This is a genomic window from Rhizobium bangladeshense, assembly GCF_017357245.1.
Taxonomy (GTDB): domain Bacteria; phylum Pseudomonadota; class Alphaproteobacteria; order Rhizobiales; family Rhizobiaceae; genus Rhizobium; species Rhizobium bangladeshense.
The window spans coordinates 1206790-1233324 of record NZ_CP071612.1 but is presented as its reverse complement, the minus strand read 5'-3'; the positions used below and the strand labels follow the sequence as shown (position 1 = coordinate 1233324).

Sequence of the window (26535 nt, the reverse complement as noted above, 5' to 3'; positions counted from 1 at the left end):
CCGATTCTGATGCTACCGTTCGCCTGAGGGGACTGCATGACATCGGATATCTTCTTTTTCATCGCCGTTGGCTTCTGCGCGCAGATCGTCGACGGCGCGCTCGGCATGGCCTTCGGCGTGCTGTCGACGACGAGCCTGCTGGCTTTCGGGGTGCCGGTGGCCAATGCCAGCGCCATGACGCATGTGACGGAAATGTTCACGACGGCGGCGTCAGGCCTGTCGCATGCCTATCATCGCAATGTCGACTGGCGGCTGGTGGCGCGTCTCGCTCCGGCCGGCATGATCGGCGGCGCGATCGGCGCCTATCTGCTTGCCAATATCGACGGCAAGGTGATCGAGCCCTTCGTATCGGCCTATCTGATCGCAATCGGCCTCCTGATCCTCTACAAGGCCTTCCGACCGCAGATCAGGCGCGAGGTGCGCGACTGGGCCGTGCCGCCCGTTGGCCTTTTCGGTGGCCTGCTCGATGCGATCGGCGGCGGCGGGTGGGGCCCTATCGTGACCAGCACACTGGTCGGGCGCGGCCATGATCTGAAACGGGTGATCGGCTCGACGAATTTCACCGAATTCGCGGTGACGCTGACGATTTCGATCACCTTCGTCGTGACGCTCGGCTGGTCTGAGCTCAACTCAGCGATCGGCCTCATCATCGGCGGCGTCATCGCCGCGCCTTTCGGCGCCATCCTCGTCAAGCGGCTGCCGGTGCGGGCGCTGATGGTGGCGGTCTCGATGGTCATCATCACAACGTCAGCGATGCGGCTCTTCTAGCCCGCGCCGGAGCTACAGATTCCGGCCGAAATAGACATCCACGGCGGCGATCCTGTCGCCGCGAAAACGAAGGCTTTCCATGTTGGCGAAGCTCGTGCCGTCCAGTTTTTCGGCGCGGTAACGCACAACAGCCTCGTCGCCCTTGATCGCCAGGAATTCGATGTGGATCCCGCGGAAGAGCGGCTCCTTCGGCCAGCAACGCTCGAAATAGGCGGCCCTGTCGATACGGTCGTCGCGCGGGCTGGAGAAGGTGAAATCCTCCGTCAGCATGGCGCCGACAATATCCTTGCGGTCGGCGAGATAGGCGGCATAGAGGTCGCGGACGGTCTTCTCGCGAGATGGGGACATTGCGTTCATGGCAAATCCTCCAATTAACCGGTTGCGTCACGCAATCCGTTTGGCTCTAGCACTTTTAGCTGAGATGATCCAGATTGCGGCGCAACTGCGCTGCAGGATCGATGCCGGGGCAAGAATGACAGACACGCAACAGGAGGCCAGCGCCAGGCCGGGCTCGATTTACTGGAAGCGCAACCTCGCCGTCTCGCTGACCGGCTCCTTCACGACAATCGTGGCGATGACGCTGCTGCTTCCCTTCCTGCCGCTCTATGTCGAGGAGCTCGGCGTAACCGGCCATGCGGCGATCGTGCAATGGTCGGGCATCGCCTATGGCGCCACCTTTCTTGCCGCCGCCCTCGTCGCGCCGCTCTGGGGGCGGCTCGGCGACATCTACGGCCGCAAACTGATGCTGGTGCGCGCCAGCCTCGGCATGACGCTGGCGATTTCGCTGATGGGCATGGCCGGCAATGTCTGGCAGCTGGTGGCGCTGCGCCTGTTCGTCGGGCTTGCCGGCGGTTATGCTTCCGGCTCGATGGTGCTGGTGGCGACGCAGACGCCGAAAGACCGCTCCGCCTGGGCTCTCGGCGTGCTCTCCTCCGGCATCATGGCCGGCAATCTCGTCGGGCCGCTCATCGGCGGGGCGCTGCCGCCGATCATCGGCATCCGCGGCACGTTTCTCACCGCCGGCGGCATGATCTTCCTCGCCTTTCTCGCCACTATCTTGCTGATCAAGGAGGAGAAGTCACCGGCCTACAGCCGGGCGGCCAAGGCCAGCGGCGGCTGGAAATCCATTGCCGACAAGCGGCCCGTCATCGCCATGCTGGCGACCGGCATGCTTCTGATGTTCGCCAATATGTCGATCGAGCCGATCATCACCGTCTATGTCGCTCAGATCGTGCCCGTCGAGACGCAAGTCACCATGCTCTCGGGGCTCGTCATGTCGGCCGCCGCCCTCGGCAGCATTCTCTCGGCCTCGTGGCTCGGCAGGCTCGCCGACAGGATCGGCCACTGGCCTGTTATAGCGGGCGCGCTCGCCGTCGCCGGCCTGCTATTGATCCCGCAGGCCTTCGTCACCAGTTCCTGGCAGCTGATCATCCTGCGTTTCCTGATGGGCGCAGCCCTTGGCGGGCTTCTGCCCTGCATCGCCGCCATCATCCGCCATAGCGTGCCGGACAGCGCGGCCGGCAGCATTCTCGGCCTTTCCGTCTCCTCGCAATATGTCGGTCAGGTGGCGGGCCCAATCCTCGGCGGCTTCGTCGGCGGGCATATCGGCATGCGGGCGGTTTTCCTCGGCACCTCGCTGCTGCTTGTGGCGGGTGCCGCCTATGCCTGGGCGGTGCGGCCCAAGAATGCGCAGACATCAAACATGCGTGCTTCGGCAGATCGCGCCTGAGCGGGCAATCGCCTCCAGCTCTCAGAGTGTGTTGACGGCGACCGGCAGCGCGCGCTTATGCGCGGTGGCCCGATAGGCGGCGAGGATGCGGCGGCGGGCGATCTCGCCAACCGGCTTGCCTTCAAGGAAATCGTCGATCTCGTCATAGGTGACGCCATAGGCCTCCTCGTCGGGACGCAGCGGCCGCTGATCCTCGAGATCGGCCGTGGGCACCTTGAACACCAGTTCGTCCGGAGCGCCGAGCCGCTTTGCCAGCAGCCGGACGCGGCGCTTATTGAGGCCGGCAAGCGGCAGGATATCGGCGGCGCCGTCGCCGAACTTGGTGAAGAAGCCCATGACTGCCTCGGCCGCGTGATCCGTACCGATGACGAGCCCGCCGAGCGCGCCGGCCAGAGCGAACTGGGCGATCATCCGCTGGCGGGCCTTGATATTGCCGAGGATGAAATCCTGCCGACCGGCATCGGCGAAGGCGAGACCGCCGTTCTGCGCGGCGGCCAACATCGCATCCGCCGGTTCCTTGATGTTGACCACCATCGAGCGGTCGGCGCCGATCGTTGCGAGCGCCTTCGCTGCATCGGCCTCATCCGCCTGGATCCCGTAGGGAAGGCGCACGGCTATGAATTCCGCCGAGTGGCCGCTGTCACGCAGCTCGCGCACCGCCCTCTGGGCAATCAGCGCCGCCGTCAGTGAATCGACGCCGCCGCTGATGCCCAGCACGTAGCCGCGCATGCCGGACGCCACAAGATAATCCTTGAGAAAGGCGGTTCGCCGCTCGATCTCATGCTCCGGGTCGATCTCGGCGGCAACGCCGAGTTCCCGGATGATCTCGCCTTGTTCATCGGAGAGCACGGTCATGGGTCGTTTCCTCGGTGTTGTGGAATTCGCGGGCACTATGGCGGCAGGGAAGGGAAGCGGTTTCGGGCACGCCCGCCCTACGTCGTCGAGTGAGCGTTTGACATTTATGATCGATCGGCGAAGCCGAAATGATTGCGTGACGAGATTGTTCCCGACCAACTGGAACCTGCGTGAGGCCAAGATGCAACGGGCATCTCAATCGCTCGTTGCGTTGTCGTCGCTGAACGATTGATGAGCAATTGCCGGCGTGGGACTGTTGCGCTTGGTGGGGCCGACGCGGATCTCCATTTTGCCGCGCATGCCAGACCGCCTTCCAGTCCCCGAGGTTCGCAGTTTGTAATCGCTTATTGGGTCGATTGCTCCCGCTGCGCAGGACCTCTCCAGCCCTGCGCTTGCGCTCCGGGCGTTCGCAGTTGCAATCGATTCACCGGATCGATTGCTTCGGCTGCGCCGAACCACTGCTCACTCCTCGCTCTCGCTTCTGCCGTGGGCCCAGTCCATGTAGAGCTCCAGCGCTTTGCGGGTGACGGGGCCTTCCTGGAAAACGCGGTCGTCGAGGCGGGTGACGCCGACGACCTTGGAATAGTTGCCTGTTGTGAAGATCTCGTCGGCTTGAAGGAAATCCTCGACGGAGAGCGTTGCTTCCACGACGTCGAAGCCGGCCTTGCGCAACAAGCCGATGACCCGGGCTCGGGTGATGCCGGCGAGGAAAGTTCGGTTAGCGGCCGGCGTCATCACGATGCCGTCGCGCACCAGGAAGACGTTCGACGAGGCAGTCTCGACGACATTGCCGTTCAGATCGCGCGCCAGGGCGTTGTCGAAGCCGCGGCTGCGCGCCTCGGTGATCATGCGGCCGCTGTTCGGGTAGAGCGAACCGGTCTTGGCCTCGGTCATCGCGGTTTCCGGAGAAGGGCGCCGGTAGGGGGAAATGGTGAGGCTGGTGCCGCCATGGCCGCCCATCGGCGCCTCGAACAGGCAGAGCGCGAAGCGGGTCGATTCGGCGTCGACGGAGACGACGCTGCCGGGTGCACCATGTTCGCCCCAGTACATCGGCTTGATGTAGATCGCCGTCGCGCCATCGAATTTGGCAACGCCTTCCCAGGCGAGTGCGGCGATCTCCTCGGCCGACTTCACCGGCTTCAGGCCCATGGCGAGCGCTGAGCGGTTGACGCGCTGGCAGTGCAGGTCGAGATCCGGGGCGATGCCGTCGAACCAGCGGGCGCCGTCGAAGACGGTGGAGCCGAGCCACATGGCATGCGAGGTCGGCCCGATCAGCGGCGGATTGCCGGGGAGCCATTCCCCGTCGACGTGAGTCCAGGTGGTTGAACGCGGTGATGTATCGACGGCCATGCTACCCTCCCTATCAGGTCGCGAAAGCAAAAGCCGCAGCGGCAAGCCCGGTCAAGGGCAAATCCGGGCGGGAAATGCGGAAGCAAGAAAATGCCGGAGGACGCCGCCGGGTCGCAATATTCGTGCGCGGCGACGGGAGCTTCGGCGATGGGTGCATCAGCAAAAATGATGGAATGAATGTTGGATCGGCCAGCTCCCGCATGCGATGATGGCAACCGCGGAGAGACAGCAAGGAAGACGCCGATGAAAGCCATGTTTTACGAAGCCTTCGAGCAGGCGCCGGAGATCCGCACCCTGCCCGATCCGACGCCTTCGGAGGACGGCGTCGTCATCGCGGTCGGCGCAAGCGGGCTCTGCCGCAGCGACTGGCACGGCTGGAGGGGCCACGACCCCGATATCCGCCTGCCGCATGTGCCGGGGCACGAGCTTGCCGGGCGGGTCGTCGCCACCGGCCGCGGCGTGATGCGCTTCAAGGTGGGCGACCGGGTGACCGTGCCCTTCGTTTCCGGCTGCGGCCACTGCTCGGAATGCCATTCCGGCAACCAGCAGGTCTGCCCGAACCAGTTTCAGCCGGGCTTCACCCATTGGGGCTCCTTCGCCGAATATGTGGCGATCGACTATGCCGACACCAATCTGGTGCACCTGCCCGATACGATCGACGATGCGACGGCGGCAAGCCTCGGCTGCCGCTTTGCCACCTCGTTCCGCGCCGTTGCCGACCAGGCCCGCACCGGCCCCGGCGAATGGATTGCCGTGCATGGCTGCGGCGGCGTCGGCCTCTCTGCGATCATGATCGCCACCGCGCTCGGCGCCAATGCAATCGGCGTCGACATATCCGAGGAAAAGCTCGCCTTCGCGCGCGAATGCGGCGCGGTGGCGACGGTCAATGCATCTGATGTCGCCGACGTGGCCGAGGCGGTGCGCGAGATCACCAAGGGCGGCGCGCATGTCTCGATCGACGCGCTCGGCCATCCCGCCACCTGCTTCAACTCGATCAACAATCTTCGCCGGCGCGGCCGGCATGTGCAGGTGGGGCTGATGCTCGGGGAATACGCCACCCCTCAGATCCCGATGGCTCAGGTGATCGGCCACGAGCTCGAAATCTACGGCAGCCACGGCATGCAGGCCTGGCGCTACGACGCGATGTTGTCCATGCTGGCGGCCGGCAAGATCGCCCCGCAGAAACTGATCGGACGGCGCGTCAGCCTCGAGGAAGCCGTGCCGGCGCTGATGGCGCTCGACAAGGCGGAGGCGACAGGGATCAGCGTAATTACGCGGTTTTCATAGGGAGCGTTTTCCCCTCCCTGCCGGGACGAACACGCGAGGAAGCAATAACTTCCTCCGTCAGGTCGGAAAGGAGTAGGTATGAGTCAGGGCATATGAAGTCGCAAGAATAATACATCTTCCCTCCTCTCTGAGTAGCATCGATTGATCGCTAGACTGGCTGCACAGGCACATGATCTGTCGCGGTCTGAGGTAACGGAACGGTTCTGCGGTTGGTGGACAGTTTCCGGTATTTTGTCGGTGTTAAGTTGTGGTGGCGGAGAAACACTCGGTTGAAATTCGACAGATTGCGATAGCCCACCTCGAAGCAGATGTCCGTTATTGGCAGAGAGGTATCGGTCAATAGCTGACCCGCCTTCCAGATACGAAGCTTGTTGATGTGGTCGGTGAAGGTGTGGCCGCTGTTTTTCTTGAAGAATCGCGAGAAGGCGCTGTCACTCATGCCGACCATGCGAGCCATATCAGGCAACCGGATGTCCTCCGACAGATTAGCAAAAAGATACGCGAAGACCTGTTGTAGGGCTTCCAGCGAACCATAGCTCAGGTCCGGCACATAAGCCTCTGAAGACAGCGTATCGAACTCGTCAGTGTCCCGCAGCAGTGAGAGCAATGACAGGAAGGTCGCAAGCCGCACCGAGCCGGTCTGGAACTCCATGTCGAGTATCAGCGCCTCCGCCTGTTCCCGCGCCCGGCCCTTGAAGGAGAGCCCCCGCTGTGCGCGGGCCAAAAAGTCACGCAGCCCCGCCAGTTCCGGCAGGAAGGCCGAAGCCTGCTCCAGCTTGGCCGGCGGAAACTGGATGACGATGTCACGTCCTGGAATGCGCTCATTCGGTCCGAGCGGCGTCACCCAGTCGTGCGGCAGGTTGCTGCCGATGACGGAAATATGGCCCGGCGTGAACGCGCCGACATGATCGCCCGCAAGTAGGACGCCGCTGGCGTTGGGAATATAGTGGATCTCCACCTCCGGGTGGAAATTCCAGACGTTGCGTTCCCACGGATAGTCGTCGCGGCGCCAGAGGAACGACTCGTCCGCCCCGGTCAAGACATATTCAAATCTCGCGACCTTCGGCGAAATAACTGACATTGCGGATATCCTCCAGTGCTTCCCCGCCATGCTCGCTGCACCGACAATCAATATTCGATTGTGCAACGCACACAAAAATTCATGAAGATATTCGGCATTTCGCGCATGAGAGTATCAGTATCGCGCAACGGCCGCGCTTGTGTCCACCCCTTCTTTCTACAAGTATTGAGGTCCGTTGAGCGTGTCGGAGGAGAGTTGAGAACGCACAACCGGACCGATTTTGCGATCCAAATGGAGGAGAACAATGAACAGTTTCGTCAAAGCCGTGGGCGTCGGCTTCATTTCGCTTGGCCTTTGGAGCTCGACAGCTCTTGCTCAAGATTCCTGGTGGAAGACTGCCGCCCAGCCCTATCAGGGCGCGACCATCCGGGGCATCTCGGAATCGACCCCAGCGTCGAAATATGTCGAGCAGGTGCTCGGTCCCAAGTTCACCGAAGAGACCGGCATCAAGGTCGAATTCGAGGCCACGTCCTGGGACCAGATGTACGACAAGGCGATCAAGGACATGGAGGCCAATACCGGCATCTATGACTTCGTCTATATCGAGCAGGACATCGTATATACGTATCTGGCCCGCAACTTCCTGGTCGATATCACCAAGTCGCTCGCCGATAATGCGAAGATCGCTTCGCCGGACTTCAAGCCGGAGAATTTCACCACTTTCTTGAACTATTTCAAGGATCCGAAGTCGGGCAATGTCATGGGCGTCCCCATGGAAGCATTCATCAAGCCTTACCTCTACCGCAAGGATCTTTTCGATGATCCGGCAATCCAGAAAGCCTACAAGGATTCCACCGGTGCGGATCTGAAGCCCGCGACGACGCATGACGAGTATACCCAGATCGCCAAGTTCTTCACCGAATACGGCGCAGACAAGGAGCTCTGGGGAACTACCGTACAGGCCTCGTCGAGCCACCCCGCCGCCTTCTACGAATTCTTCGAGTCGATCGCGCCGACCTTTGGCGTGTACAACTGGGGCATCGATGGCACGACCTTCGCGGCCACCGAAGCTAACGGCGGCCAGATGAACTCCGCCGCCGCAAAGAAGGCGCTCAACTACTGGGTCGACCTGCTGAAATACGCGCCGCCGGAATCGACGTCGTCCACTTGGGACGAGGTTGCCGGGACATTTGCCGCCGGCCGCGCAGCCCAGGGCCTCGTCTACGGTGAAAACGCTGCCTGGATCGCAACCGACGAAAGCAAATCGACGGTCGTCGGCAAGGTGGGAGTGTCATTGCCTCCGGTCGAGGCGGGTGTCATGGAAGCAGCCGAGTCCGGCAAAGGATATATCGGCTATTACGATGGTGGCGCGTTCGGCATCCCGCATTCGTCCAAGAACAAGGAGGCGTCGCTGCTATTCCTGCAGTATATCGGTCAGGCTTCAGTGCAGACCGACTGGGCGCTGGCCGGCTCCCGCATCGTCATGAACTCGACCTATGACGATCCCAAGATCGTCGATCAGGACAAGAAGATGAACGGCTATTACACGCTGATGCGTGAGGACGGAAAGCTGTTCGCCGGAGCTCCGCCGTTCCCGTTCCACTCGCAAGTTCTGCAGGTAGTCGCGCCGTTCATCTACAAAGCGATCGTCGGTGAGATCAAGCCGGACGATGCGCTGGACCAGGCCGCCACCGCAGCTGAAGCTGAACTCGTGAAGCTCGGCTACCGCAAGTAAAGACCGCACCTCCCAAGCGGTTGGCGGTCGCCTTCAGCAAGGTGGCCGCCCCTTTCCTGACTGCGGTTTGCGGGCCTGTCCGCGACGCTGGTAGTCAGGCGAATAAGAGTCAAGGACGATCTGACGGAGCGCAGGATGAGACAATCCAACATCGGATGGCTGTTTCTAACACCAGCCACGCTAATCCTGTTCATTGTCGGGTTCGTTCCCTTCATCTACATTCTCTATGTTGGCTTCTTCGACTGGAACACCAACGCAGTCGACCCCACCCTGCGCTGGGCCGGCCTCCAGAATTATCGCAGCCTCGTTTTTGACACGACATTCCTGAACTCGCTTGCGCGCACGCTGGTTTTCGCATTCTTCGTCGTCGTGAGCGAACTGTTGTTAGGCTATGTCCTGGCCCGCGCGCTGATGGCAGACCGCCTGTGGGGCCGGCAATTCTTTCGCACGATCCACACACTGCCGATCGTTGTCGCGCCCATTGCAGTCGGCGCTACCTGGCGGCTGCTCTGCGTCCCGGGCTTCGGTATCGTGCCCTATTACCTGAAACTGTGGTTCGGCATCGACTACAACATCTCGACCAACGCCTATCACGCCTTCGGCACGGCGATCATCATGGACCTGTGGCACTGGACGCCGTTCGTTACGCTGTCGCTCATGGCGGGACTGACCGCCTTGCCGAAAGAACCGCTCGAACAGGCGCAGATCGACGGCGGCAACAAGCTGCAGATTTTCTGGTACGTGATCGTTCCGATGTTGAAGCCGGTGCTGCTGACGACCGTCTTCATCCGGCTGATGGACGCATTGCGCTCGGTCGATGAAATCTGGATGCTGACCAAGGGTGGTCCGGCTGAGGCGACCCGGTTCATCGGCCTTCATATCTGGATCAACGTCTTTCCGAAGACCGATTACGGCTATGGCGCGGCCATGTCGCTGCTGACGCTTTACGTCACGATCGTTCTGAGCTGGCTGCTGTTCGTCGCCATGACCGGCCGCAAGGGAGGTGCACAATGAAACGCTCCGGTATAGCCTCCTTCGTCCTTTGGGTATGCCTGACCATTCTGACACTGCTTCCCGTCTGGTGGATGCTGGTCGTTTCCATGCGCCCCCGCGTGAAGCTTTATTCGAAGTCGTTCCTCATCGACGATCTTTATTGGAACAATTTCCTGGCGGTGCTGAACAGCTCGACCTTCCTGCAGTATCTCTGGAATTCGCTGATCGTGGCGACATCGAACGCAGCGCTGGTATGCGCGCTCGGCCTGCTCGCGGCGTTCGGGCTGTCGCGTTACAAAATCGGCGGCGGTGACAACGTGTTTTTCTGGTTGATCACCAACCGCATGGCGCCGCCAGCCGTGTTTCTGCTGCCGCTCTTCCTGCTGTTCACCAAGTGGTTCGTGTTTGGCGATTTCATGCTGTTCGACACGAAGATTGGCCTAATCCTGCTCTATTGCGTCTTCAATCTGCCCTTCGCCATCTGGCTCTTGAAGGGCATGCTCGACGGGATTCCGCAGGAACTTGACGAAGCGGCGCGGGTCGATGGTGCGACAACCGGCCAGGTGCTGTCCAACGTCATCCTGCCGCTGGCGCGGCCGGGGTTGGCCGTCACCTTCATCCTGACGTGGATTTTCGCCTGGAACGAGTACCTATTCGCTGCGACCCTAACGTCGTCGGCTGACGCCAGAACCGTGACGACAGCGCTTGCTGAATATGTCTCGGTCACCGGAACGAATTGGGGCGAGATGGCGGCGATGGCGTTCCTGACCACGCTCCCGGCCCTAATCGTGCTCGGCTTCGTCCAGAAGCACATCGTGACCGGCCTCACGTTCGGCGCATTGAAAGGGTAAAGATGATGGCTGGCGTTCAACCCCAGAAAACCCAACGCGACGGATTCCTGCCTATCCGAACCAACGGCTTCGACAGGGGCTTCATCTCGGTCGTGATCCTAATCCTGGTGCATCTTCTATGGATGCGCTTCCTGGAGGGCGTGTTGCCCCTATGGGTGGCGACGGTGCTCTGCCTGGCGCTGGCCGTGTTCATTATCCGAAAGGGCTGAAAACATGAGATCACTCGTCCTCGAACGCAAAGACGAACTGCGCATTCGCGACCTGGACCCGAAGGAGGCGCTCGGTCCCACCGACGTGCGCATCGCCATCAAGACCGTTGGCGTCTGCGGATCGGACGTTCACTATTACACTCACGGCGCGATCGGCCCTTTCGTTGTGCGCGAGCCGATGATCCTCGGCCACGAAGCCGCCGGCATCATCGAAGAGGTCGGCAGCGCCGTCCAGAACCTGAAAGTAGGCGACCGCGTTTGCATGGAGCCCGGCATTCCCGACCCTCAAAGTCGCGCGTCGCGACTGGGTCTCTACAATCTCGATCCCGCGGTGCGCTTCTGGGCGACGCCGCCGGTGCACGGCGTACTGAGACCGAGCGTGGTCCACCCGGCGGCCTTCACCTTTAAGCTTCCGGACAACGTTTCCTACGCCGCTGGCGCCATGGTCGAGCCACTGGCTGTAGGCTTTCAAGCAGTGTCCAAGGCGAGGCTGACGCCCGGTGCGATCGCGCTGGTCACGGGTGCCGGGCCGATCGGCATGGTGACGGCGATCGCGGCGCTGTCGGCTGGCTGCGCCAAAGTTATCGTTACCGACGTTGTCGACGAAAAGCTCGACGTGGCGCGCAGGCTCGGCCCTGCCATCATGACCGTCAACGTACGCTCCCAGGACCTGAAGAGTGTCATAGCCCGCGAAACCGACGGCTGGGGCGTCGATGTCGTCTTCGAATGTTCCGGCGCGGCCGAAGTGATCGCAGACACGGCGCACCATGCTTGCCCCGGCGGCGCCATCGTCCTTGTCGGCATGCCCCTGAAGCCGGTACCGCTCGATGTCGTCATCTCCCAGACCAAGGAGCTGCGCATCGAACACGTGTTCCGCTACGCCCATGTCTATCCGCGCATCGTCGCGCTATTGGGATCGAACCAGATCAATGTCGATGCGCTGATCACCGATACCTACGCCTTCGAGGATTCTGTCGAAGCGTTCGATTACGCCGTGCGACCGAAGCCGTCCTCCGTGAAGATTCAGATCGAGCTTGGGAAGTAGCATGTACCTGCGGAAGCTGGATCTCAGTGGAAGAGTGGCGGTCGTCACCGGCGCGGGGCGCAACATCGGCTATGCCTGCGCTGATGCCTTATCGGAAGCGGGCGCGCATGTCGTACTGACTGATCTTGATGAAGAGCTCGGTCATTCGGCCGTCTCGAAGCTCGCCGCGATGGGGCGAAAGGCCGAATTCATTCGTCTGGACGTGACCGATTCCGGCGAAACCGACCGTGTCGCGGCGGCGATCGCGACCAAGCTTGGTCGCGTCGACATTCTGGTCGCCAATGCCGGCATCGCTTCGCACAGTCCGGCGGAGGCGATGTCAGATGAGGATTGGCTCAGAGTCCTGAACGTGAACCTCAACGGCGTGTTCTGGAGCAATCGCGCTTTCGGAAACCTGATGCTGAAGGCGGGCAAGGGCTCGATCGTCAATATCGGTTCGATGTCCGGCATCATCGCCAACCGGCCGCAGCCGCAAGCTGGTTACAACGCCTCGAAGGGTGCCGTTCACATGCTGACGAAGTCGCTTGCAGCCGAATGGGCCGAGCGGGGCGTGCGCGTCAACGCCGTCGCGCCAACCTATATCGCGACGGACATGACGAAGACCGCCGTCGAGAGGACCGGGTGGGACAAGGACTGGATGGACATGACGCCGATGAAGCGGATGGGCGAAGTCGAGGAAATTGCGTCTGTCGTCCTGTTCCTGGCCTCCGATGCCGCCAGCCTGATGACCGGCAGCATCGTCGTTGCCGATGCAGGATACACCTCATGGTGAAGCTGCCCGTGGACCCGTCCCGAATGATCGGCGGCCATGCCGCCACAACTGACTAAGGATTGACACATGGCAACGATCGAGCTCGACAACGTCGACAAGCATTACGGCTCCTATCACGCACTGCGCAACATCTCGTTCGATATAGCCGACGGTGAGTTCGTCGTACTGGTCGGTCCTTCCGGTTGCGGCAAGTCCACGCTGCTGCGATCGCTCGCCGGCCTTGAGGAGATCACCGAGGGCACGATCAAGATTGGCGGACATCGCGTCGACAACATCGCCGCCAAGGACCGTGATGTGGCGATGGTGTTCCAGAATTACGCGCTCTATCCGCACATGACCGTTCGGGAGAACATGGCCTTCGCACTGAAGTTGCGCGGCGAAAATCTTGCGGATCGCAATGCCAAGGTCGACAAGGCTGCCGAGATGTTGCGGCTGACGCCCTATCTCGACCGGTATCCGAAGGCGCTCTCCGGAGGTCAGCGGCAGCGTGTTGCCATGGGGCGCGCGATGGTTCGCAGCCCGAAGGCGTTCTTTTTCGACGAGCCTCTGTCAAACCTGGACGCTGCGTTGCGCGTAGACATGCGTTCGGAGATCAAAGCGCTTCACCAGCGCCTTGGCGCTACTTCCGTCTATGTCACGCATGACCAGATTGAAGCCATGACGATGGCGGACCGTATTGTAGTGCTTCGTGACGGCAAGGTGGAGCAGATCGGTGCGCCGCTGGAGCTTTACGATCGGCCAGCAAATATCTTCGTCGCCGGCTTCATCGGATCGCCGGCGATGAACATGCTACCAGCCACGATCGATCTCTCTGCGAACTCAGCGCGGCTCGCCGACGGGTCAGCCCTTACGCTTCCAAAAGGCACGCGGGCAAGTAACGGCCAGGAGGTGATATACGGCGTCCGTCCTGACCAGTGGCTATTGTCGAACGGAAATAAGGGCGTACCGGCAACTGTCGAGTTGATCGAGCCGACGGGTGCCGAAATACTCGTGGCAGTCCAATTGGCGGGCAAGCGGATCTTATGCGCCTTTCGCGAGCGCCACGCGTTGAGGCCGGGCGACAGGATAAGGCTCGACGTCGATCCTGCCGCGGCTCATGTGTTCGACAAGCAAACCGAGCAAAGACTCCCGTTCTGAGCAACAGGCATCGGAAGGATCAACCATGTCGGACTTTACAGGAAAAACGGTAATCATCACCGGTGCCGGCAAGGGTATCGGTCGCGCCTGCGTTGAACTGCTCACCCACCGTGGCGCTCGAATCGTAGCCTTGTCGCGTACGCAGGCCGATCTGGATGATCTTGCGGCAAAGTTCGGCGCGACCGTAATATCAGTCGATCTCGCCGACAATGCAGCAGCACGCGCCGCCATGAAGAAGGCGGGGCTGGCAGACGCGCTGATCAATTGCGCGGGAACCAACGTGCTTGAAAGCGTCATCGATATGACCGAGGAGGGCTATGAGCAGGTCCTCGGCATCAACCTGCGGGCCGCGCTGATTTGTGCGCAGGAGTTCGCGCGGGCTCGCATTGCAAACGGCGGCGGTGGTACGATCGTGAATGTGACCTCGATCGCCGGACATCGTGGTTTCGTGGATCACGTGGCTTACGCCGCTTCGAAGGCGGGACTGGAAGGCGCGACACGTGTCATGGCCAAGGAACTCGGCGCCTATGGAATCCGGGTCAATGCAGTGGCGCCTACGGTTACCATGACGGAGCTTGCCGCCAAGGCGTGGTCCGAGCCTTCCAAACGTAACCCGATGATTGTTCGCCACCCGTTGGCGCGCTTTGCAGCGGTCGACGACGTCTCGCGCTCGATCGCACTGCTTATTTCAGAGGACGCCCCGATGATCACTGGCGCAGTACTGCCAGTCGATGGCGGCTTCCTTGCTGTCTGAAAACCAAGAGGCGAGACAAGACGATGACTAAATCACTCGAAGGAAAGATCGCTGCGGTAACCGGCGCAGCTTCCGGTATCGGGCTGGCGACGACCCGTGCCCTGGTCGATGCCGGCGCCAAGGTCGTGATGGTCGACTATAACAGACAGGCGCTGGAAACGTACGCTGCCGAGTTCGGCGACGCCGTAGTCATGCAGGTAACCGATCTTCTGGACGCCGCAAGTTGTGCGGCCATGGTGCCGGAAATCCTGGCAAAGGTCGATCATCTCGACATCCTGCACTGCAATGCAGGGTCTTACATTGGCGGGGATCTTATCGATACCGATACCGCGACAATCGATCGGATGCTGAATCTCAACGTGAACGCCGTCATGAAGAACGTCCGCGACATCGCTCCGCATATGATCGAGCGCGGGACCGGGGACATTTTGGTCACTTGCTCCGTAGCCGGCCATGCGCCGATCCAGTGGGAGCCGGTCTATTCCAGCTCCAAGTGGGCGATTACCAGTTTCGTCCAGATCATGCGCCGGCAGTTGAAAAACCACGGCATCAGGGTCAGCCAGGTCTCGCCCGGCCCGGTCGTTTCCGCTCTGCTTGCCGATTGGCCCGCGGAAAACCTTGAGAAGGCAAAGGCCAATGGGAGTCTGATCGAGCCCTCAGAGGTCTCCGATGCCATCATCTTCATGCTGACCCGCCCGCGAAACGTCACGATCCGGGACATGATTGTCTTGCCGACAAATTTCGACGTGTAGGTACATCCGCAGTGTTTTCCTCCGCGGGCGTCGTGTTGCTCTTCCCTCCGCAGTGATCTTCGCCCGGCTCTTCCGGGCGTGTCTCGTCAAGAGCATGAACAATCCAGCGAGAACGATTCATGTTACCTAATCAGAACGTCGGGGGCATGTCCGATGGAATTAGCGGGACACCTCGAATCTAAAAGCCGGCGGTCTCGCGCACCTCGATCGCCCCCATCCGAGCGAGCGGGTCCCGCCCCGCGATCTCCATTGCCTCCGCAAGGTTCTTCGCTTCGATGAGCAGGAAGCCACCCAGATGCTCCTTGGTCTCTGCGAAGGGCCCGTCGGTCCAACTTGCCTTGCCGGCCCGAACGCGCAATGTCTTTGCGGTCTTTGGGTCGGCAAGAGCATTGGAGGCGAGATAGTGGCCTGATCGTTGGAGTTCTTCATTGGAAGCCAAGGACTCCCGGTCGATCTCGGCCCATTCCTCCTTGCTGGCGGCATCAGCAAGTGTTTGATCGATGTAGAAGAGACAAAGGTAGCGCATCCGGTTCCTCCATGGTGCTGCCGATACTAGTCGCATTTGGACACCGCGAATCGACAAAGAGCAAAATAATGCTGTACGCTTTCCGGTGAGAGCTGCTTGCTGCTCTGCGTGAGCAGTGCCTCATAATGCCTCGTGTTCGCTTCGCTTTCCTTGCTCGCCATTCTTCTTGGATATTATCTCTCCGCTTGAGCAAGCGGATAGGAGGTGACCTCCGACCCATCAATCCTAGAGGCGCGAGCCGAAGAAGAGGATACAAGGGAACGGCCGCATTCCCTCTCGCCGGCATGCGGCGACTAGGGGAAGAGGGGCGACATGAAGCGGCGCAGCTAAAGGCAAACGCACTCATACCGGCGAGTCAGCCATCGCGGACGGATTCTGGTTCCAGCACTCTGATCGTCTGGGTGGAGAGGTCATTCTCCGATCTTTCCAGTGGAGACTCTGGGGGCGCCAAGCCGATATCACGGAGCAGGCGAGAGTTAAACCGCGAGAGCTCGCTCAAGCTTCGGCGGTACCTTCGCTGATGTTTCAGCAGCATCCAAACGGCTTGCAAAGTGCGCACGACACTGAAGTGCGGCGACTGTTCGACTTGTTCGGAATGCATAGTGGCAACCATACTTGTCTCTCCTTTGACTGGTCACGGCGCTCCGTCTTAATCGAACAGGATCGGCCGAAATCGACACGCTGGTTTCCGGTGCTTGATCAGAGCGGGTGACAAGACGGTGCGCGGACCATGGCCGTGGTTTGATGAGTGACACGATCTTGAGGGAATAGCGCCGGCCGACCCGCAGGACTTCGTGAAGGTGCTTTTCATGATGAAGGCAGCGGGCTTACCCACGGTGGGTTTTATCGAACTTCACACCAAACGATGTTCCGGCAGGCCTGACCATTGAGGGCGCTGCGTTACAAGCAATGACATTGCTGGTTGGGCCCAATTACGTGATGAGCCGTTGCACGTGCTCGAATGGTATGTGTGACGAGCCCATCGCGGCGAGCCGGCCGCAGGATCATCAAGGCGGCGGCAGGCCCGTGTCATTTTCACGCAGGCTGCCCCGGATCAGGGACCTTGCGGAAACGGCCCGCCGCACCGATATCCGCCGCGACGGCTTCACCAGGCATTTCCCGTACCGAAGCCACCCGGCGATCTTGTCCCCGGCAACAGGGCAGTTGCCAAAGGCGGCGCAAAGGTCTAACGGCTGCGCCGGCAAGAAGGCGCCTACAAGAAAAGCCTCGCTAAGAAGAAGAAAGAGACATGATGTCCAACTCGTTTGTGAAAATACCTGCCGAAAAGCGATATTTCGTGCTCGGCGACCAGATCGAGCGGCGGCTTCGGCTCCGCGGAACCTGGCTCAACATCTTCGACGTAACCGTGCCTTCAGGCAGCCGGACTCCGAAACATGCGCATGCGAGCCCGGAAGTGTTTCGCATCCTCGAGGGCCGCCTGACGATCTGGCGGCTGACCGACAGCGGTCCCGAAGAGATCGAGGCCGGCGCTGGCGACATCATCACAATCCCGCCCTTCATGGTGCATGGTTATGCCAACCGCGGAACCGTTCCGGCGGTCTTTTCGGCGATCGTCGACCGCGAGATGGCCGAATTCATCGAAGCGGAAGGCACGAGCGAGCCGCTGAAAGCCCCCTCGCCCGAGACCATCGCCCGGATTAGGGCCGCTGCCAATGCTTATGGGATCACCATTCTGGCGGCCTGACATTTTGAGAGCGTGATGCCGGAACGCTCTTGCGTCTTCGGCATCACGCATGAATGCAATTTCCCCTGAAAATCCCCGGCGGACGGCATGTTTGCCGCCAATTTTCCGAAACTGTCACATCAATTCGCTATAAGGAATTCGCCCAGCGCCTCTTGCGCCGAGCCTATTTCACCGCCAAAATTGCGCCATGCCTGATAGCGACCCATCCAGTACAAGCTCCGCCTGGTCAAACCGGAAAGCCGCCGCAGAAGATGCTGGCGCCTGTTGTAAACGGTGTGACGATGTCTGCTTCGCCTCGCACCCAGCCGGGCTCACAGAAAGCTTTGCCGATGGGTGATGCGCATATATAGCGTCTCTGCGAAAAGCCCCGCCGCCTCGCCTTATGCGGCATCAAAACCTCAACGAATAGGGTCCCTGTGTTTCTGGAAATTGGAATTGTGGCGCTTCTCACCATCTTGAATGGTGTGCTCGCCATGTCTGAACTCGCCGTGGTGTCTTCTCGAACGGCCCGCCTGAAGGTTCTGTCCGACAATGGGAGCAAGGGTGCAGCTCAAGCAATCAAACTTGCCGAAACCCCCGGTCGCTTTCTCTCCACGGTTCAGATCGGCATCACGCTGGTCGGCGTTCTCTCCGGCGCTTTCTCAGGCGCCACGCTCGGGGGCCGCCTGGCTGGATGGCTGGAAGCTCAGGGGGTGTCGTCGACTGCCGCCGACGCCATTGGCGTCGGTTCCGTCGTCGTGGCAATCACCTATCTTTCCCTGATCGTCGGCGAGCTTGTTCCAAAGCAGATCGCATTGCGGGAACCAGAAGCGGTTGCGGCGAGGGTCGCGCCCGCCATGGCGCTGCTTTCAAAAATTGCGCTGCCTCTCGTCTGGCTTCTCAACGCCTCGGGAAATCTTGTGCTCAAGCTCCTCGGCCAAACAGGAAAAGTCGGTGACAACGTCTCTGACGAAGAGATCAAGACCGTTCTGGCCGAGGCGCAGTCGGCGGGTGTTATCGAAAGCGAGGAGTCAGCGATGATCTCAGGCGTCATGCGGCTGGCGGACCGCACCGCCCGGGCGCTGATGACACCGCGACGGGACGTCGAAATTATCGATATCGATGACAGCCTCGATGAAATCCGGGCGCAGTTGCACCGAACGAAACGGTCTCGATTGCCGGTTCGCAAAGGCAGCTCCGACGAGGTGATCGGCATCCTTCCGGTCAAAGATTTTTACGACTCGATGTCCGAACACGGCAGTGTCGACATCAAGGCTCTGACGCAGGACGTTCCGGTCGTTTCAGACCTTGCAACCGCCACCAGCGTGATCGAAGCCATCAGGAAGTCGCCTGTTCACATGGTGCTGGTGTTTGACGAATACGGCCATTTCGAGGGGATTGTTTCGTCAGGCGACATTCTGGAAGCGATCATGGGCGCGCTCCAGGAGGGGCCGATCGATGAGCAGGCCATCGCGCGTCGAGACGACGGTTCCTATCTCGTATCCGGCTGGACGCCGATCGACGAATTCGCCGAGTTCCTGAATCTCAAGCTCGAGGACGATCTCGAATATCAGACCGTGGCCGGCCTGGTGCTGGAGGAGCTGAAACATTTGCCGGAATTGGGGGAGAGCTTCACGAGGGATGGATGGCGCTTCGAGGTCATTGATCTCGACGGCAGGCGCGTGGACAAAATCCTTGTGACCGAAGATCGCACCTGAGCTCGACGGCCGCAACTTCGACAAGATCCGCATGCGCCACAGGAAAGACGTGGCCGAACATCGAGAGATATCGCAATGGCGTGGTCCGCCAGCCAATATGTGAAGTTCGAGGACGAGCGCACGCGACCGGCGCGCGATCTTCTGGCGCAGGTACCGCTCCAGAACCTTCGCCGCGCTGTCGACCTCGGCTGCGGACCGGGCAATTCCACCGAACTCATTATCGAGCGTTTTGGGGCTGCCGGCGTCTCCGGCCTCGACAGCGACATAAATATGCTGGAAGCGGCGCGCAGGCGCCTGCCGGGAACGGCCTTCGTGGAAGCCGATCTCGCCAGCTGGCAACCCGCCGAACCGGCCGATCTGCTCTTTGCCAATGCGGTCTTCCAGTGGCTGCCCGATCATCTCGACATCTTCGACCGGCTGATGGACGGGCTTTCCGAAGGCGGCGTTCTTGCCGTGCAGATGCCCGACAATCTCGGAGAACCCTCGCACCTGGCGATGGAAGAGACCTCCCATGCCGGCCCGTGGAAGGCTGCCTTCGCGGCGAAGGGCGTGCGCCGCAGCCCCCTGCCCCCGCCGTCCGCCTATTACGACAGGCTGATCGCCAAAGCCTCGCGCGTCGACATCTGGCACACCATCTATAATCACCCGATGGCCGATGCGGCGGCGATCGTCGAATGGGTCAAGGGAACCGGGCTGATGCCCTATCTCGCCCGTGCCGGCGAAGAGCATCGCGAGGCATTTCTCGCCGATTACCTCGCGCGGGTCGAACAAGCCCATCCTAAGCTGTCGGACGGGCGGGTACTTCTCAGATTTCCGCGGCTTTTCATAGTGGCGGTGAAGAAATGACCGGCTGCGCCCGGCATGCTCTTCGCACCCTTGCGCTCACAGTTCGCAGGGATTGCACATGAGATTCCGAGGTCGATGGATCCGTCATTGCCCCGAAACCGCTGCGCATTTCCGAACGACGTGCTTTATTTAACGGCGGCCAGTCCGCCAGCCAGCAGCGCATCCAGCTGGGCGATCTCCGCTGCAGTCAGGCTGATCCCTTCGGCTTCCGATTTGATCCGCGCGGCGAAGCGGCGCTGCGATGGCAGCCGCGCGCCTTGTCCGACGATCGTTTCGAAGAGGATTTCGGCGCGCGCGAACGGATCGCCGGGGCGGCCCCTGGCGAAGTTCTGGGGTGATATTGCAATGATCAGTTCGCCATGAAACGGCGCCAAGGTCGTCGTTCCGAGGTAGTCCAGAACCTCGGGGCTGGTGAGATCGCCGATCATGATTCCGGCGAGCAGTTCTATCATGGTGGCGATGGCGGACCCCTTGTGGCCGCCGAAGGGCATCATTGCGCCTTCGAGCGCAGCAACCGGGTCAGTGGTGGGATTGCCTTCAGCATCGATCGCCCAACCGTCCGACAGTTGCTTGCCAGCGCGGCGGTGCAGTTCGATCTCACCGCGCGCCGCCACCGACGTGGCAAAATCGAACACGTAGGGCGGCTGGTCCTTGCGAGGCCAGCCGAAGGCAAATGGATTGGTGCCCAGCAGAGGCTTGCTGCCTCCGGATGGGGCAACCGTCGCATAGCTCGGGCACATCACCAATGCTGCCAGGCCATGCGCGGTCAGTGCCTCGACCTCGGGCCACAGGGCCGAGAAGTGCGAGCAATCGTTGATGACCATGGCGGCGATGCCAAGCCGCCTGGCGCGTTCCGCCAGGGCGGGTACGCCAAGTTCAAACGCCGCACTGGCGAAACCGCCCTGCGCGTCGACCCTGACGATGGCGCTGCCGTCATCCGGCGCAAGGACAGGAGCGGCATCGGGCTTCACCTTGCCCGCCTTTACCGTGCGCAGCGCACCCTCGATGCGGTAAATTCCGTGCGACTTGCAGGCATCGCGCTCACCGGCCACGATGACATGGGCCAAAGCCACCGCCTGGATCTTGTTCAAGCCTGCGCGCTCGAAGATGGCAACGACTCGATTTTGCAGGGCTTCGACGCTCATCCTAACGGCTTCAGTCACACAATTCTCCATCCGAGATCAAGTTTGGCTTTCGCCGTCCTGCCTTTCGGCCACCGACGCGGTGGCAAGTCTTCGACCGTCCTGCAACCCAGTTGCGCCATCGTTGCTATCAGTTCGGCATTCAGAACGTTCATCAAATGATCGCCGCCGCGTAGAAAAGGACTGCGGAACGCACCGGCGTTCCGTGGCGGGATGGGTTGCCTCGATCACGGTTCGCTTGACGTCATCGCGCCCAGCAGTTTCGGAAGGTCGCCGAAGCGCGCGACGAGGCTGAAGACGATCGCTGCCGTCGCCACAAACAGGACCGTCACCGCCCCCATGGTCGGAGTGTAGCCGTAACGCAGCGAATTGAAGATCTTGATCGGCAGCGTTTCCATCGTGAAACCGACCGTCATGTAGGCAACGATGTATTCGTTGAGCGACAGTACAAAGGCAAAAGCGTAGCCCGACACGATGTACGGCGAGATCAGTGGCAGAACGATGGTTCGGAACACCGTGCGGTCGTCGCCTCCCAAGGTCGAGGCGGCCTCTACCAGCGAGCGGTCGATCGCAGAAAAGCCGAGCGAAATGGTTACCAGCGGCAGCGTGACGAAGAAAATGGCGTGGCCGATCACCGCCGTCCAGGACTGGCCGTAAAATCCGGTCGTGGCCCAGAAAGTCAGCAGGCCGAGCGCCGTGATAACCGGCGGCAAGGTAAAGGGCGCTACGCCGAGCAACTGAAAGATATTGGCCCAGGGCGCGTAGCGGCGCCATAGGAACCAGGCTAGCGGCAAGGCGATCAGCACTGCCAGCGCCGCCGACGACAGCGCCAGCACAAGCGACGCGATCAGCGCGTTGCGCCATTCCATGTCGAGAAATATCTGACCATACCAGCCGGGCGAGAAGCCTTGCGGCGGGAAGGTGAGGCTCTGCCTGGCGTTGACCGACACCCCGGCGACGACGATCAGCGGCAGAGCGAGAAACAGTCCGACGACCCCGAAAAGAACGTTGCGGAGAATAGTCATTTGATCGCCCCTCCTCGGCGGCCAACGAGCAGGGTCAGCGCTACAAGGGCCAGTGTGACCAACACCAGGAAAACCGCCATGGCAGCCGCGAAGGGCATGTTCGATTGATAGATCGCCTGGTCGGTAATGTGCACGGAAAAAGTCCAGTGCTGCGGGCGGCCGAGCAGTTGAGGCAACAGATAGGACCCGAGCGCGAAGATGAAGACCATGATCAGCGTGGCGACGATCGTATCGCGCAGCGCAGGCACGACGACGGTGAAGAATGCCTTGACCGGCGAAGCGCCGAGCGTACGCGCGGCCTCCGAAAGCGTCGGATCAAGCCGCACCAGAGCGGGATAGAGGACCAGGACCGTGTAGGGGAAGGCCTGGTAGACCATGCCGGTGACAACGGCCCCGATGCTCGGTGTCAGGGCGACTGCCTGCTGCATGAGGCCGAGCCACACGAATAGGTTGGTGATGCCGGCCGTCCGCGAAAACAGCGTCGACCAGGCGAAACCGATGATTACCTCAGAAAGGGACAGGATCGAAAGGAGTGCGACCAGCCAGACCACCTGGGTGCTCCGCTTCATACGGATGAGCAGATATGTGAAAGGCAGGGCCAGAACGACACACATGACGGCCACCGCAATCGCAAGGATCAGCGAGAAGCTGAGCACCCCGCCAAAGAAGGCAGAGAGGAAGCGGACATAATTGTCGAAGACAAAATCAGGCGTGTAGAAGGCGCCCTGCTGGCGCTTGAAGAAGCTGACGGAAATCATGGTGCCGAAAGGCACGACGAAGAAGACGATCAGCATGATCGCCGGGAAGGCTAGCGGGGCATAGTCGCCAAGCGTCTGGGGGGCTTCGCGTCTCATTTGTCGAGCACCACGCAGTCCCTGTCGGTGAGCGCAATGCCCACCGTCTGGCCAACCGCCACATCGGGGCGCTCGCGCGGCGTCGAGACCGCAATGAACTGCTGACCGCCGACATTGACAAAGGTTTCGACGACGCCGCCGAGATCGCGCACGAAGGTGACCTCGCCCGTCAGTGCACCGACCTTCGGCGGGCCCAGGCGCACGTCTTCCGGCCGGATCGAGAGCGTGGCGCGCTCGATCCCTGGCGACAGCGACAGGTCGGCGACCGGCTGCCCCAATATGCTGACCGCGCCGCCCTCTCGCCTGGCCTCGACCAGATTTGTCTGGCCAATGAAATCCGCGACGAAGCTGTCTGCCGGTCTGCGATAAATCTCGGTCGGCGACGCCGCCTGGCGTATCTGACCGCCGTTCATGACCACGACCGTATCGGCCATGGTCATCGCCTCGCGCTGATCGTGCGTGACGGCGATCGTGGTGATGCCGAGCCGCTGATGAAGCTGGCGAAGCTCCACCTGCATGGCTTCGCGCAGCTTGGCATCAAGCGCCGACAGCGGCTCGTCGAGCAGAAAGAGTTTTGGCGAAATCGCCAGTGCCCTTGCAATTGCGACGCGCTGCCGCTGGCCTCCGGAAAGTTTCGACACGGCGCGATCAGCGTAGCCTGGCAAATAAATCATCGCCAGCAGCTCTTCGACACGCTTCGCCTGCTCGTCCTTCGGACGGCCGCGAATGCGCAGTGGGTAGGCGATATTCTCGCCCACCGTCAGGTGCGGGAACAGCGCCAGCGACTGGAACACCATGCCAAGTTCACGCTGGTGCGTCGGCGTCCTGGTGATGTCTTTCCCGTTGAGCGTGATGCGGCCCGATGTCGGCAGATCGAGACCTGCGATCATGCGCAGCAAGGTCGTCTTGCCGCAGCCGGAGGGGCCGAGCAGACAGACGAATGCGCCGTGCGGCACCGTCAGGTCGACATTGTCGACGGCGCGAATGACGCTGAAGTCCTTGACGATATTCTGAAGCGTGAGTCCCGACATATGCCTCTTCCCGACCGAAAGGCAGGCCCCTGAACGGGGCCTGCGAAAGCACGATGAGCGTCAGCTGGCGATCATTTCCGTCCACTTCTCGTTCAGCCAGTCGGCCTTGGAGATGTACATGTCGTAGTGTGGAATGATCGGTTCGATGTCGGAGGAAACCGCCGCAAATTCCTTCTCGTTCAGGTCGGTCGTTTCGCGCTTGACCGTTGGCGAGGTGCCCACCTTGCGTGACAGCACGGCCTGCATGGACGGCTGACACATATAGTCGATGAAGATATGCGCCTCTTCCGTCTTCTGCGACGCCTTCGACAGCGCCCACGAGCCTGCGTCCTGAATGCCGCCCTCCTTCGGGAAGGTCGAGCGAACGGGTTGGCCGTCCGCGGCGGCGAGGCCGGTCACGTCGTGATAATACTGTCCCATCGGAATTTCACCCGACTTTAGCGCCTGTTCGAACTGCGCCTCGTCGCGATACCACAGGCGGACATTCGGCTTCAGCTCGGCGAGCTTGGCGAAGACCTTGAGGATGTTCTCCTCAGTGTCGAGCGCCTGGGCGCCGCCGAAATAGGTCTTTGCCGTCACGTCGAGCAGGAAGGAGTTGGAGACGAGCGCCAGCAGACCGAGCTTGTCGGCATTGGCCGGGTCCCACAGCGCTGTCCAGCTGGTCGGCGCTTCCTTGTAAACATCGGTGTTGGTGACCAGGGTGATGAACCATGAGACCGCGCCGATGCCGGCGACGCGGCCATCCGGGTATTTGTTGATGAAGCGCTCAAGCAAGTTGCTGGAATTCTTGATCTTGGCGAGGTCGAGCGGAGCCCAGAGCTCTGTGGCCTGACCCTTGCGCATCGACACCTGCGACATCATGGAAACGTCAGCCGGCGCCTGGCCTGCCTTGGCTGCCTGCTGCATCTGCACCAGCCAGGCCTCGCCGGTCGGCTCTGCGACGGATTCGACCGCTATGCCGGTCGCCTTGGTGAACTCCGGAAAGATGTTCTTGTCGAATGAGTCCTTGAAATAGCCGCCATAAACACCGACCTTCAGCGACTTGTCCTGAGCGCGCAGCACATTGGGCATTGCCAACATGGCTACACCAGCACCTATTCCGACGCCGAGCACGGTGCGGCGGTTCATTGTCAATTTCGTCATCGTCTTTCTCCTAACCGATGCGGCACGCCGCTTCCCTCTTTCAATGTATTCGAGGCCTTTGCGGCCTTCTTTTCGTTCCTGGCCTTGAGCTGCGGCCAGGCCCGTCAGGTGGCACGGCGGATTGCCGGGCTGAACGCCATCAGGCTCAATATTTCGAACAGCATCTGCGCGCCGGCATGGGCTGTGTTGGTGGTGGCGTCATACTGGGGCGCGACCTCGACGACATCGCCACCGACCAGGTTCACGCCCTTGAACCCCCGGATGAGCTCCAGCGCCTCGCGGGTGGTGAAGCCGCCGATCTCCGGCGTTCCGGTGCCCGGCGCGAAAGACGGATCGAGGCTGTCGATGTCGAAGGAAAGATAGGTCGGCCCATCGCCGATGACGGCCTTCGCCTTTTCGATGATTGCAGGGATGCCCATTGCCGAGATCTCCTCGGCATGGATCACCGTCATGCCCGAGGCGTAAGAAAACTCCCAGAGATATTCAGCCGAGCCGCGAATGCCGATCTGAATCACGCGCGTCGGGTCGAGCACACCGTCGAGCACGGCGTTGCGGAACGGCCCGCCGTGGTGGAACTTGGTCAGGTCGTAAGCACCGCCGGTATCGCAATGGGCGTCGATATGGATCATGCCGACCGGCCGCTCCTTGCCGACGGCCCTCAGAATCGGATGAGTGATCGAGTGGTCACCGCCTACCGAGAGCGGCAGCACACCTGCGGCAACGATCTGCGCGACGCGTTTTTCGATATCTTCATGCGACAATTCCAGCCGGTAACGGCTCTGAAACGCCACATCGCCAATGTCTGCCACGCGCAGTTCCTGAACCGGCGCGCAGCCGAGCACATGGTTATAAGGCCCGATACGCTCAATGGCGCGCAACGCGCGCGGTCCGAAGCGCGAGCCCGGGCGGTTCGTCACGCCCAGATCCATCGGCACGCCGAGGATCGCGACCTGCAGATCACCGAAATCCGGATTCTCGTTGTCGACCTGCATCAGCGGGGCGGAGAGGAATGTCGGGATTCCCGAATAGGGCGCGAGCCGGGTGCCGCTCTTGTTGAAGATCTTCTCCGCGACCTTGCGGAACTCAGGATGGTGCAGCTCACCGCCGTGGCTGTCGCCATATCTCGCTCGGAGTTCGGAAAGCTTGGTTTCATTCCAGGACATGACGGCCTTCTTGAGGGTGACGATGTTGCGATCAGGATGGCAAATCGGTCCTCGGCTGCAGCTTTGCCGCAGAGGCCGATGGCTTCTCTCAGTGATTGAACGGCAAGCTCGCTGGAAAAGCAATTGATATTAATCTACAGTTTCA

General features: G+C 61.1%; 27 protein-coding genes. 15 read left to right on the top strand and 12 right to left on the bottom strand.

Translation table 11 applies throughout. The annotated features are described in order from the left end of the window. Positions 1–36: 36 nt before the first annotated feature. A complete protein-coding gene (locus tag J2J98_RS06000) occupies positions 37–768 on the top strand; it encodes a sulfite exporter TauE/SafE family protein (RefSeq protein ID WP_138393597.1) in 732 nt (243 codons plus the stop codon). Between the two features lie 12 nt (positions 769–780). Here the strand turns inward: J2J98_RS06000 and J2J98_RS05995 are convergent, their stop codons facing one another. Continuing rightward, positions 781–1125 (bottom strand): nuclear transport factor 2 family protein, encoded by a 345-nt coding sequence (locus J2J98_RS05995; RefSeq protein ID WP_207602624.1) that lies wholly within the window; start codon positions 1123–1125, stop codon positions 781–783. Positions 1126–1240: 115 nt separating this feature from the next. On the opposite strand from J2J98_RS05995, the gene J2J98_RS05990 reads away from it, so the two are divergent. Next, on the top strand, positions 1241–2497 hold the full coding sequence (locus J2J98_RS05990) for a multidrug efflux MFS transporter (RefSeq protein WP_207602623.1): 1257 nt from the start codon (positions 1241–1243) through the stop codon (positions 2495–2497). A gap of 21 nt (positions 2498–2518) precedes the next feature. On the opposite strand, the gene nadE is transcribed toward J2J98_RS05990, so the two are convergent. Further along, the gene (gene nadE, locus J2J98_RS05985) at positions 2519–3352 is read right to left on the bottom strand and encodes an ammonia-dependent NAD(+) synthetase (protein WP_064711039.1); all 834 of its coding nucleotides are present in this window, start codon (positions 3350–3352) and stop codon (positions 2519–2521) included. Between the two features lie 462 nt (positions 3353–3814). Continuing rightward, positions 3815–4702 (bottom strand): branched-chain amino acid aminotransferase, encoded by an 888-nt coding sequence (locus tag J2J98_RS05980; RefSeq protein ID WP_207602622.1) that lies wholly within the window; start codon positions 4700–4702, stop codon positions 3815–3817. A gap of 243 nt (positions 4703–4945) precedes the next feature. Here J2J98_RS05980 and J2J98_RS05975 point away from each other — a divergent pair, with 243 nt between their 5' ends. Beyond that, positions 4946–5989, top strand: coding sequence for a zinc-dependent alcohol dehydrogenase family protein (locus tag J2J98_RS05975; RefSeq protein WP_207602621.1), 1044 nt, complete (start codon positions 4946–4948; stop codon positions 5987–5989). A gap of 148 nt (positions 5990–6137) precedes the next feature. Here the strand turns inward: J2J98_RS05975 and J2J98_RS05970 are convergent, their stop codons facing one another. Then, a complete protein-coding gene (locus J2J98_RS05970; protein WP_064706582.1) occupies positions 6138–7070 on the bottom strand; it encodes an AraC family transcriptional regulator in 933 nt (310 codons plus the stop codon). A gap of 244 nt (positions 7071–7314) precedes the next feature. Between J2J98_RS05970 and J2J98_RS05965 the strand changes: the two genes are divergently transcribed. The 9 genes from J2J98_RS05965 (at position 7315) to J2J98_RS05925 (ending at position 15258) form a co-directional block, all read left to right on the top strand. Next, positions 7315–8745 (top strand): extracellular solute-binding protein, encoded by a 1431-nt coding sequence (locus J2J98_RS05965; protein ID WP_207602620.1) that lies wholly within the window; start codon positions 7315–7317, stop codon positions 8743–8745. 135 nt (positions 8746–8880) lie between these two features. Next, positions 8881–9759, top strand: a complete 879-nt coding sequence (locus J2J98_RS05960; RefSeq protein WP_064706580.1) for a carbohydrate ABC transporter permease — start codon at positions 8881–8883, stop codon at positions 9757–9759. Further along, entirely contained in the window at positions 9756–10589 is an 834-nt protein-coding gene (locus J2J98_RS05955; RefSeq protein ID WP_064692241.1) for a carbohydrate ABC transporter permease, read from the top strand. The genes J2J98_RS05960 and J2J98_RS05955 overlap by 4 nt, the downstream gene beginning before the upstream one ends. A 2-nt stretch (positions 10590–10591) precedes the next feature. Further along, entirely contained in the window at positions 10592–10798 is a 207-nt protein-coding gene (locus tag J2J98_RS05950) for a DUF2160 family membrane protein (protein WP_010052171.1), read from the top strand. Between the two features lie 4 nt (positions 10799–10802). After that, entirely contained in the window at positions 10803–11843 is a 1041-nt protein-coding gene (locus J2J98_RS05945; RefSeq protein WP_207602619.1) for an NAD(P)-dependent alcohol dehydrogenase, read from the top strand. A 1-nt stretch (position 11844) separates the two neighbouring features. Then, a complete protein-coding gene (locus J2J98_RS05940) occupies positions 11845–12615 on the top strand; it encodes an SDR family NAD(P)-dependent oxidoreductase (RefSeq protein WP_207602618.1) in 771 nt (256 codons plus the stop codon). 66 nt (positions 12616–12681) lie between these two features. Then, positions 12682–13752, top strand: coding sequence for an ABC transporter ATP-binding protein (locus J2J98_RS05935; protein WP_207602617.1), 1071 nt, complete (start codon positions 12682–12684; stop codon positions 13750–13752). Positions 13753–13777: 25 nt separating this feature from the next. After that, positions 13778–14506 carry an SDR family oxidoreductase gene (locus J2J98_RS05930; RefSeq protein ID WP_207602616.1) on the top strand — a complete coding sequence of 243 codons (729 nt, stop codon included), beginning with the start codon at positions 13778–13780 and terminating at the stop codon, positions 14504–14506. 23 nt (positions 14507–14529) lie between these two features. Then, positions 14530–15258: an SDR family oxidoreductase gene (locus J2J98_RS05925; RefSeq protein WP_138393610.1), complete on the top strand. Its 729-nt coding sequence runs from the start codon at positions 14530–14532 to the stop codon at positions 15256–15258. Positions 15259–15436: 178 nt separating this feature from the next. Here the strand turns inward: J2J98_RS05925 and J2J98_RS05920 are convergent, their stop codons facing one another. Then, entirely contained in the window at positions 15437–15784 is a 348-nt protein-coding gene (locus tag J2J98_RS05920; RefSeq protein WP_138393611.1) for a YciI family protein, read from the bottom strand. A gap of 355 nt (positions 15785–16139) precedes the next feature. Beyond that, positions 16140–16319, bottom strand: a complete 180-nt coding sequence (locus J2J98_RS30830; RefSeq protein WP_375337139.1) for a YjiS-like domain-containing protein — start codon at positions 16317–16319, stop codon at positions 16140–16142. Between the two features lie 714 nt (positions 16320–17033). Between J2J98_RS30830 and J2J98_RS05910 the strand changes: the two genes are divergently transcribed. The 3 genes from J2J98_RS05910 to tam all read left to right on the top strand — a co-directional run bounded on the left by J2J98_RS05910 (position 17034) and on the right by tam (position 20032). Further along, a complete protein-coding gene (locus J2J98_RS05910; protein ID WP_138393612.1) occupies positions 17034–17489 on the top strand; it encodes a cupin domain-containing protein in 456 nt (151 codons plus the stop codon). 416 nt (positions 17490–17905) lie between these two features. Beyond that, entirely contained in the window at positions 17906–19186 is a 1281-nt protein-coding gene (locus J2J98_RS05905) for a hemolysin family protein (protein ID WP_207602614.1), read from the top strand. Between the two features lie 75 nt (positions 19187–19261). Next, complete coding sequence (tam, locus tag J2J98_RS05900) at positions 19262–20032, top strand: trans-aconitate 2-methyltransferase (RefSeq protein ID WP_207602613.1); 771 nt, start codon at positions 19262–19264, stop codon at positions 20030–20032. A gap of 125 nt (positions 20033–20157) precedes the next feature. Here tam and J2J98_RS05895 read toward each other — a convergent pair whose 3' ends face one another. From J2J98_RS05895 to speB, 6 genes are all read right to left on the bottom strand, one after another. After that, positions 20158–21177 (bottom strand): Ldh family oxidoreductase, encoded by a 1020-nt coding sequence (locus J2J98_RS05895; RefSeq protein WP_375337102.1) that lies wholly within the window; start codon positions 21175–21177, stop codon positions 20158–20160. Between the two features lie 224 nt (positions 21178–21401). After that, a complete protein-coding gene (locus J2J98_RS05890) occupies positions 21402–22199 on the bottom strand; it encodes an ABC transporter permease (protein WP_207602611.1) in 798 nt (265 codons plus the stop codon). Then, positions 22196–23053: an ABC transporter permease gene (locus tag J2J98_RS05885; RefSeq protein ID WP_064706566.1), complete on the bottom strand. Its 858-nt coding sequence runs from the start codon at positions 23051–23053 to the stop codon at positions 22196–22198. The genes J2J98_RS05890 and J2J98_RS05885 overlap by 4 nt, the downstream gene beginning before the upstream one ends. Continuing rightward, positions 23050–24084 (bottom strand): ABC transporter ATP-binding protein, encoded by a 1035-nt coding sequence (locus J2J98_RS05880; protein ID WP_207602610.1) that lies wholly within the window; start codon positions 24082–24084, stop codon positions 23050–23052. Before J2J98_RS05880 ends, J2J98_RS05885 begins: the two co-directional genes overlap by 4 nt. Positions 24085–24144: 60 nt before the next feature. Next, positions 24145–25227 (bottom strand): ABC transporter substrate-binding protein, encoded by a 1083-nt coding sequence (locus J2J98_RS05875; protein WP_207602609.1) that lies wholly within the window; start codon positions 25225–25227, stop codon positions 24145–24147. A 104-nt stretch (positions 25228–25331) separates the two neighbouring features. Then, on the bottom strand, positions 25332–26390 hold the full coding sequence (speB, locus tag J2J98_RS05870; protein ID WP_064706563.1) for an agmatinase: 1059 nt from the start codon (positions 26388–26390) through the stop codon (positions 25332–25334). Positions 26391–26535: the final 145 nt, after the last annotated feature.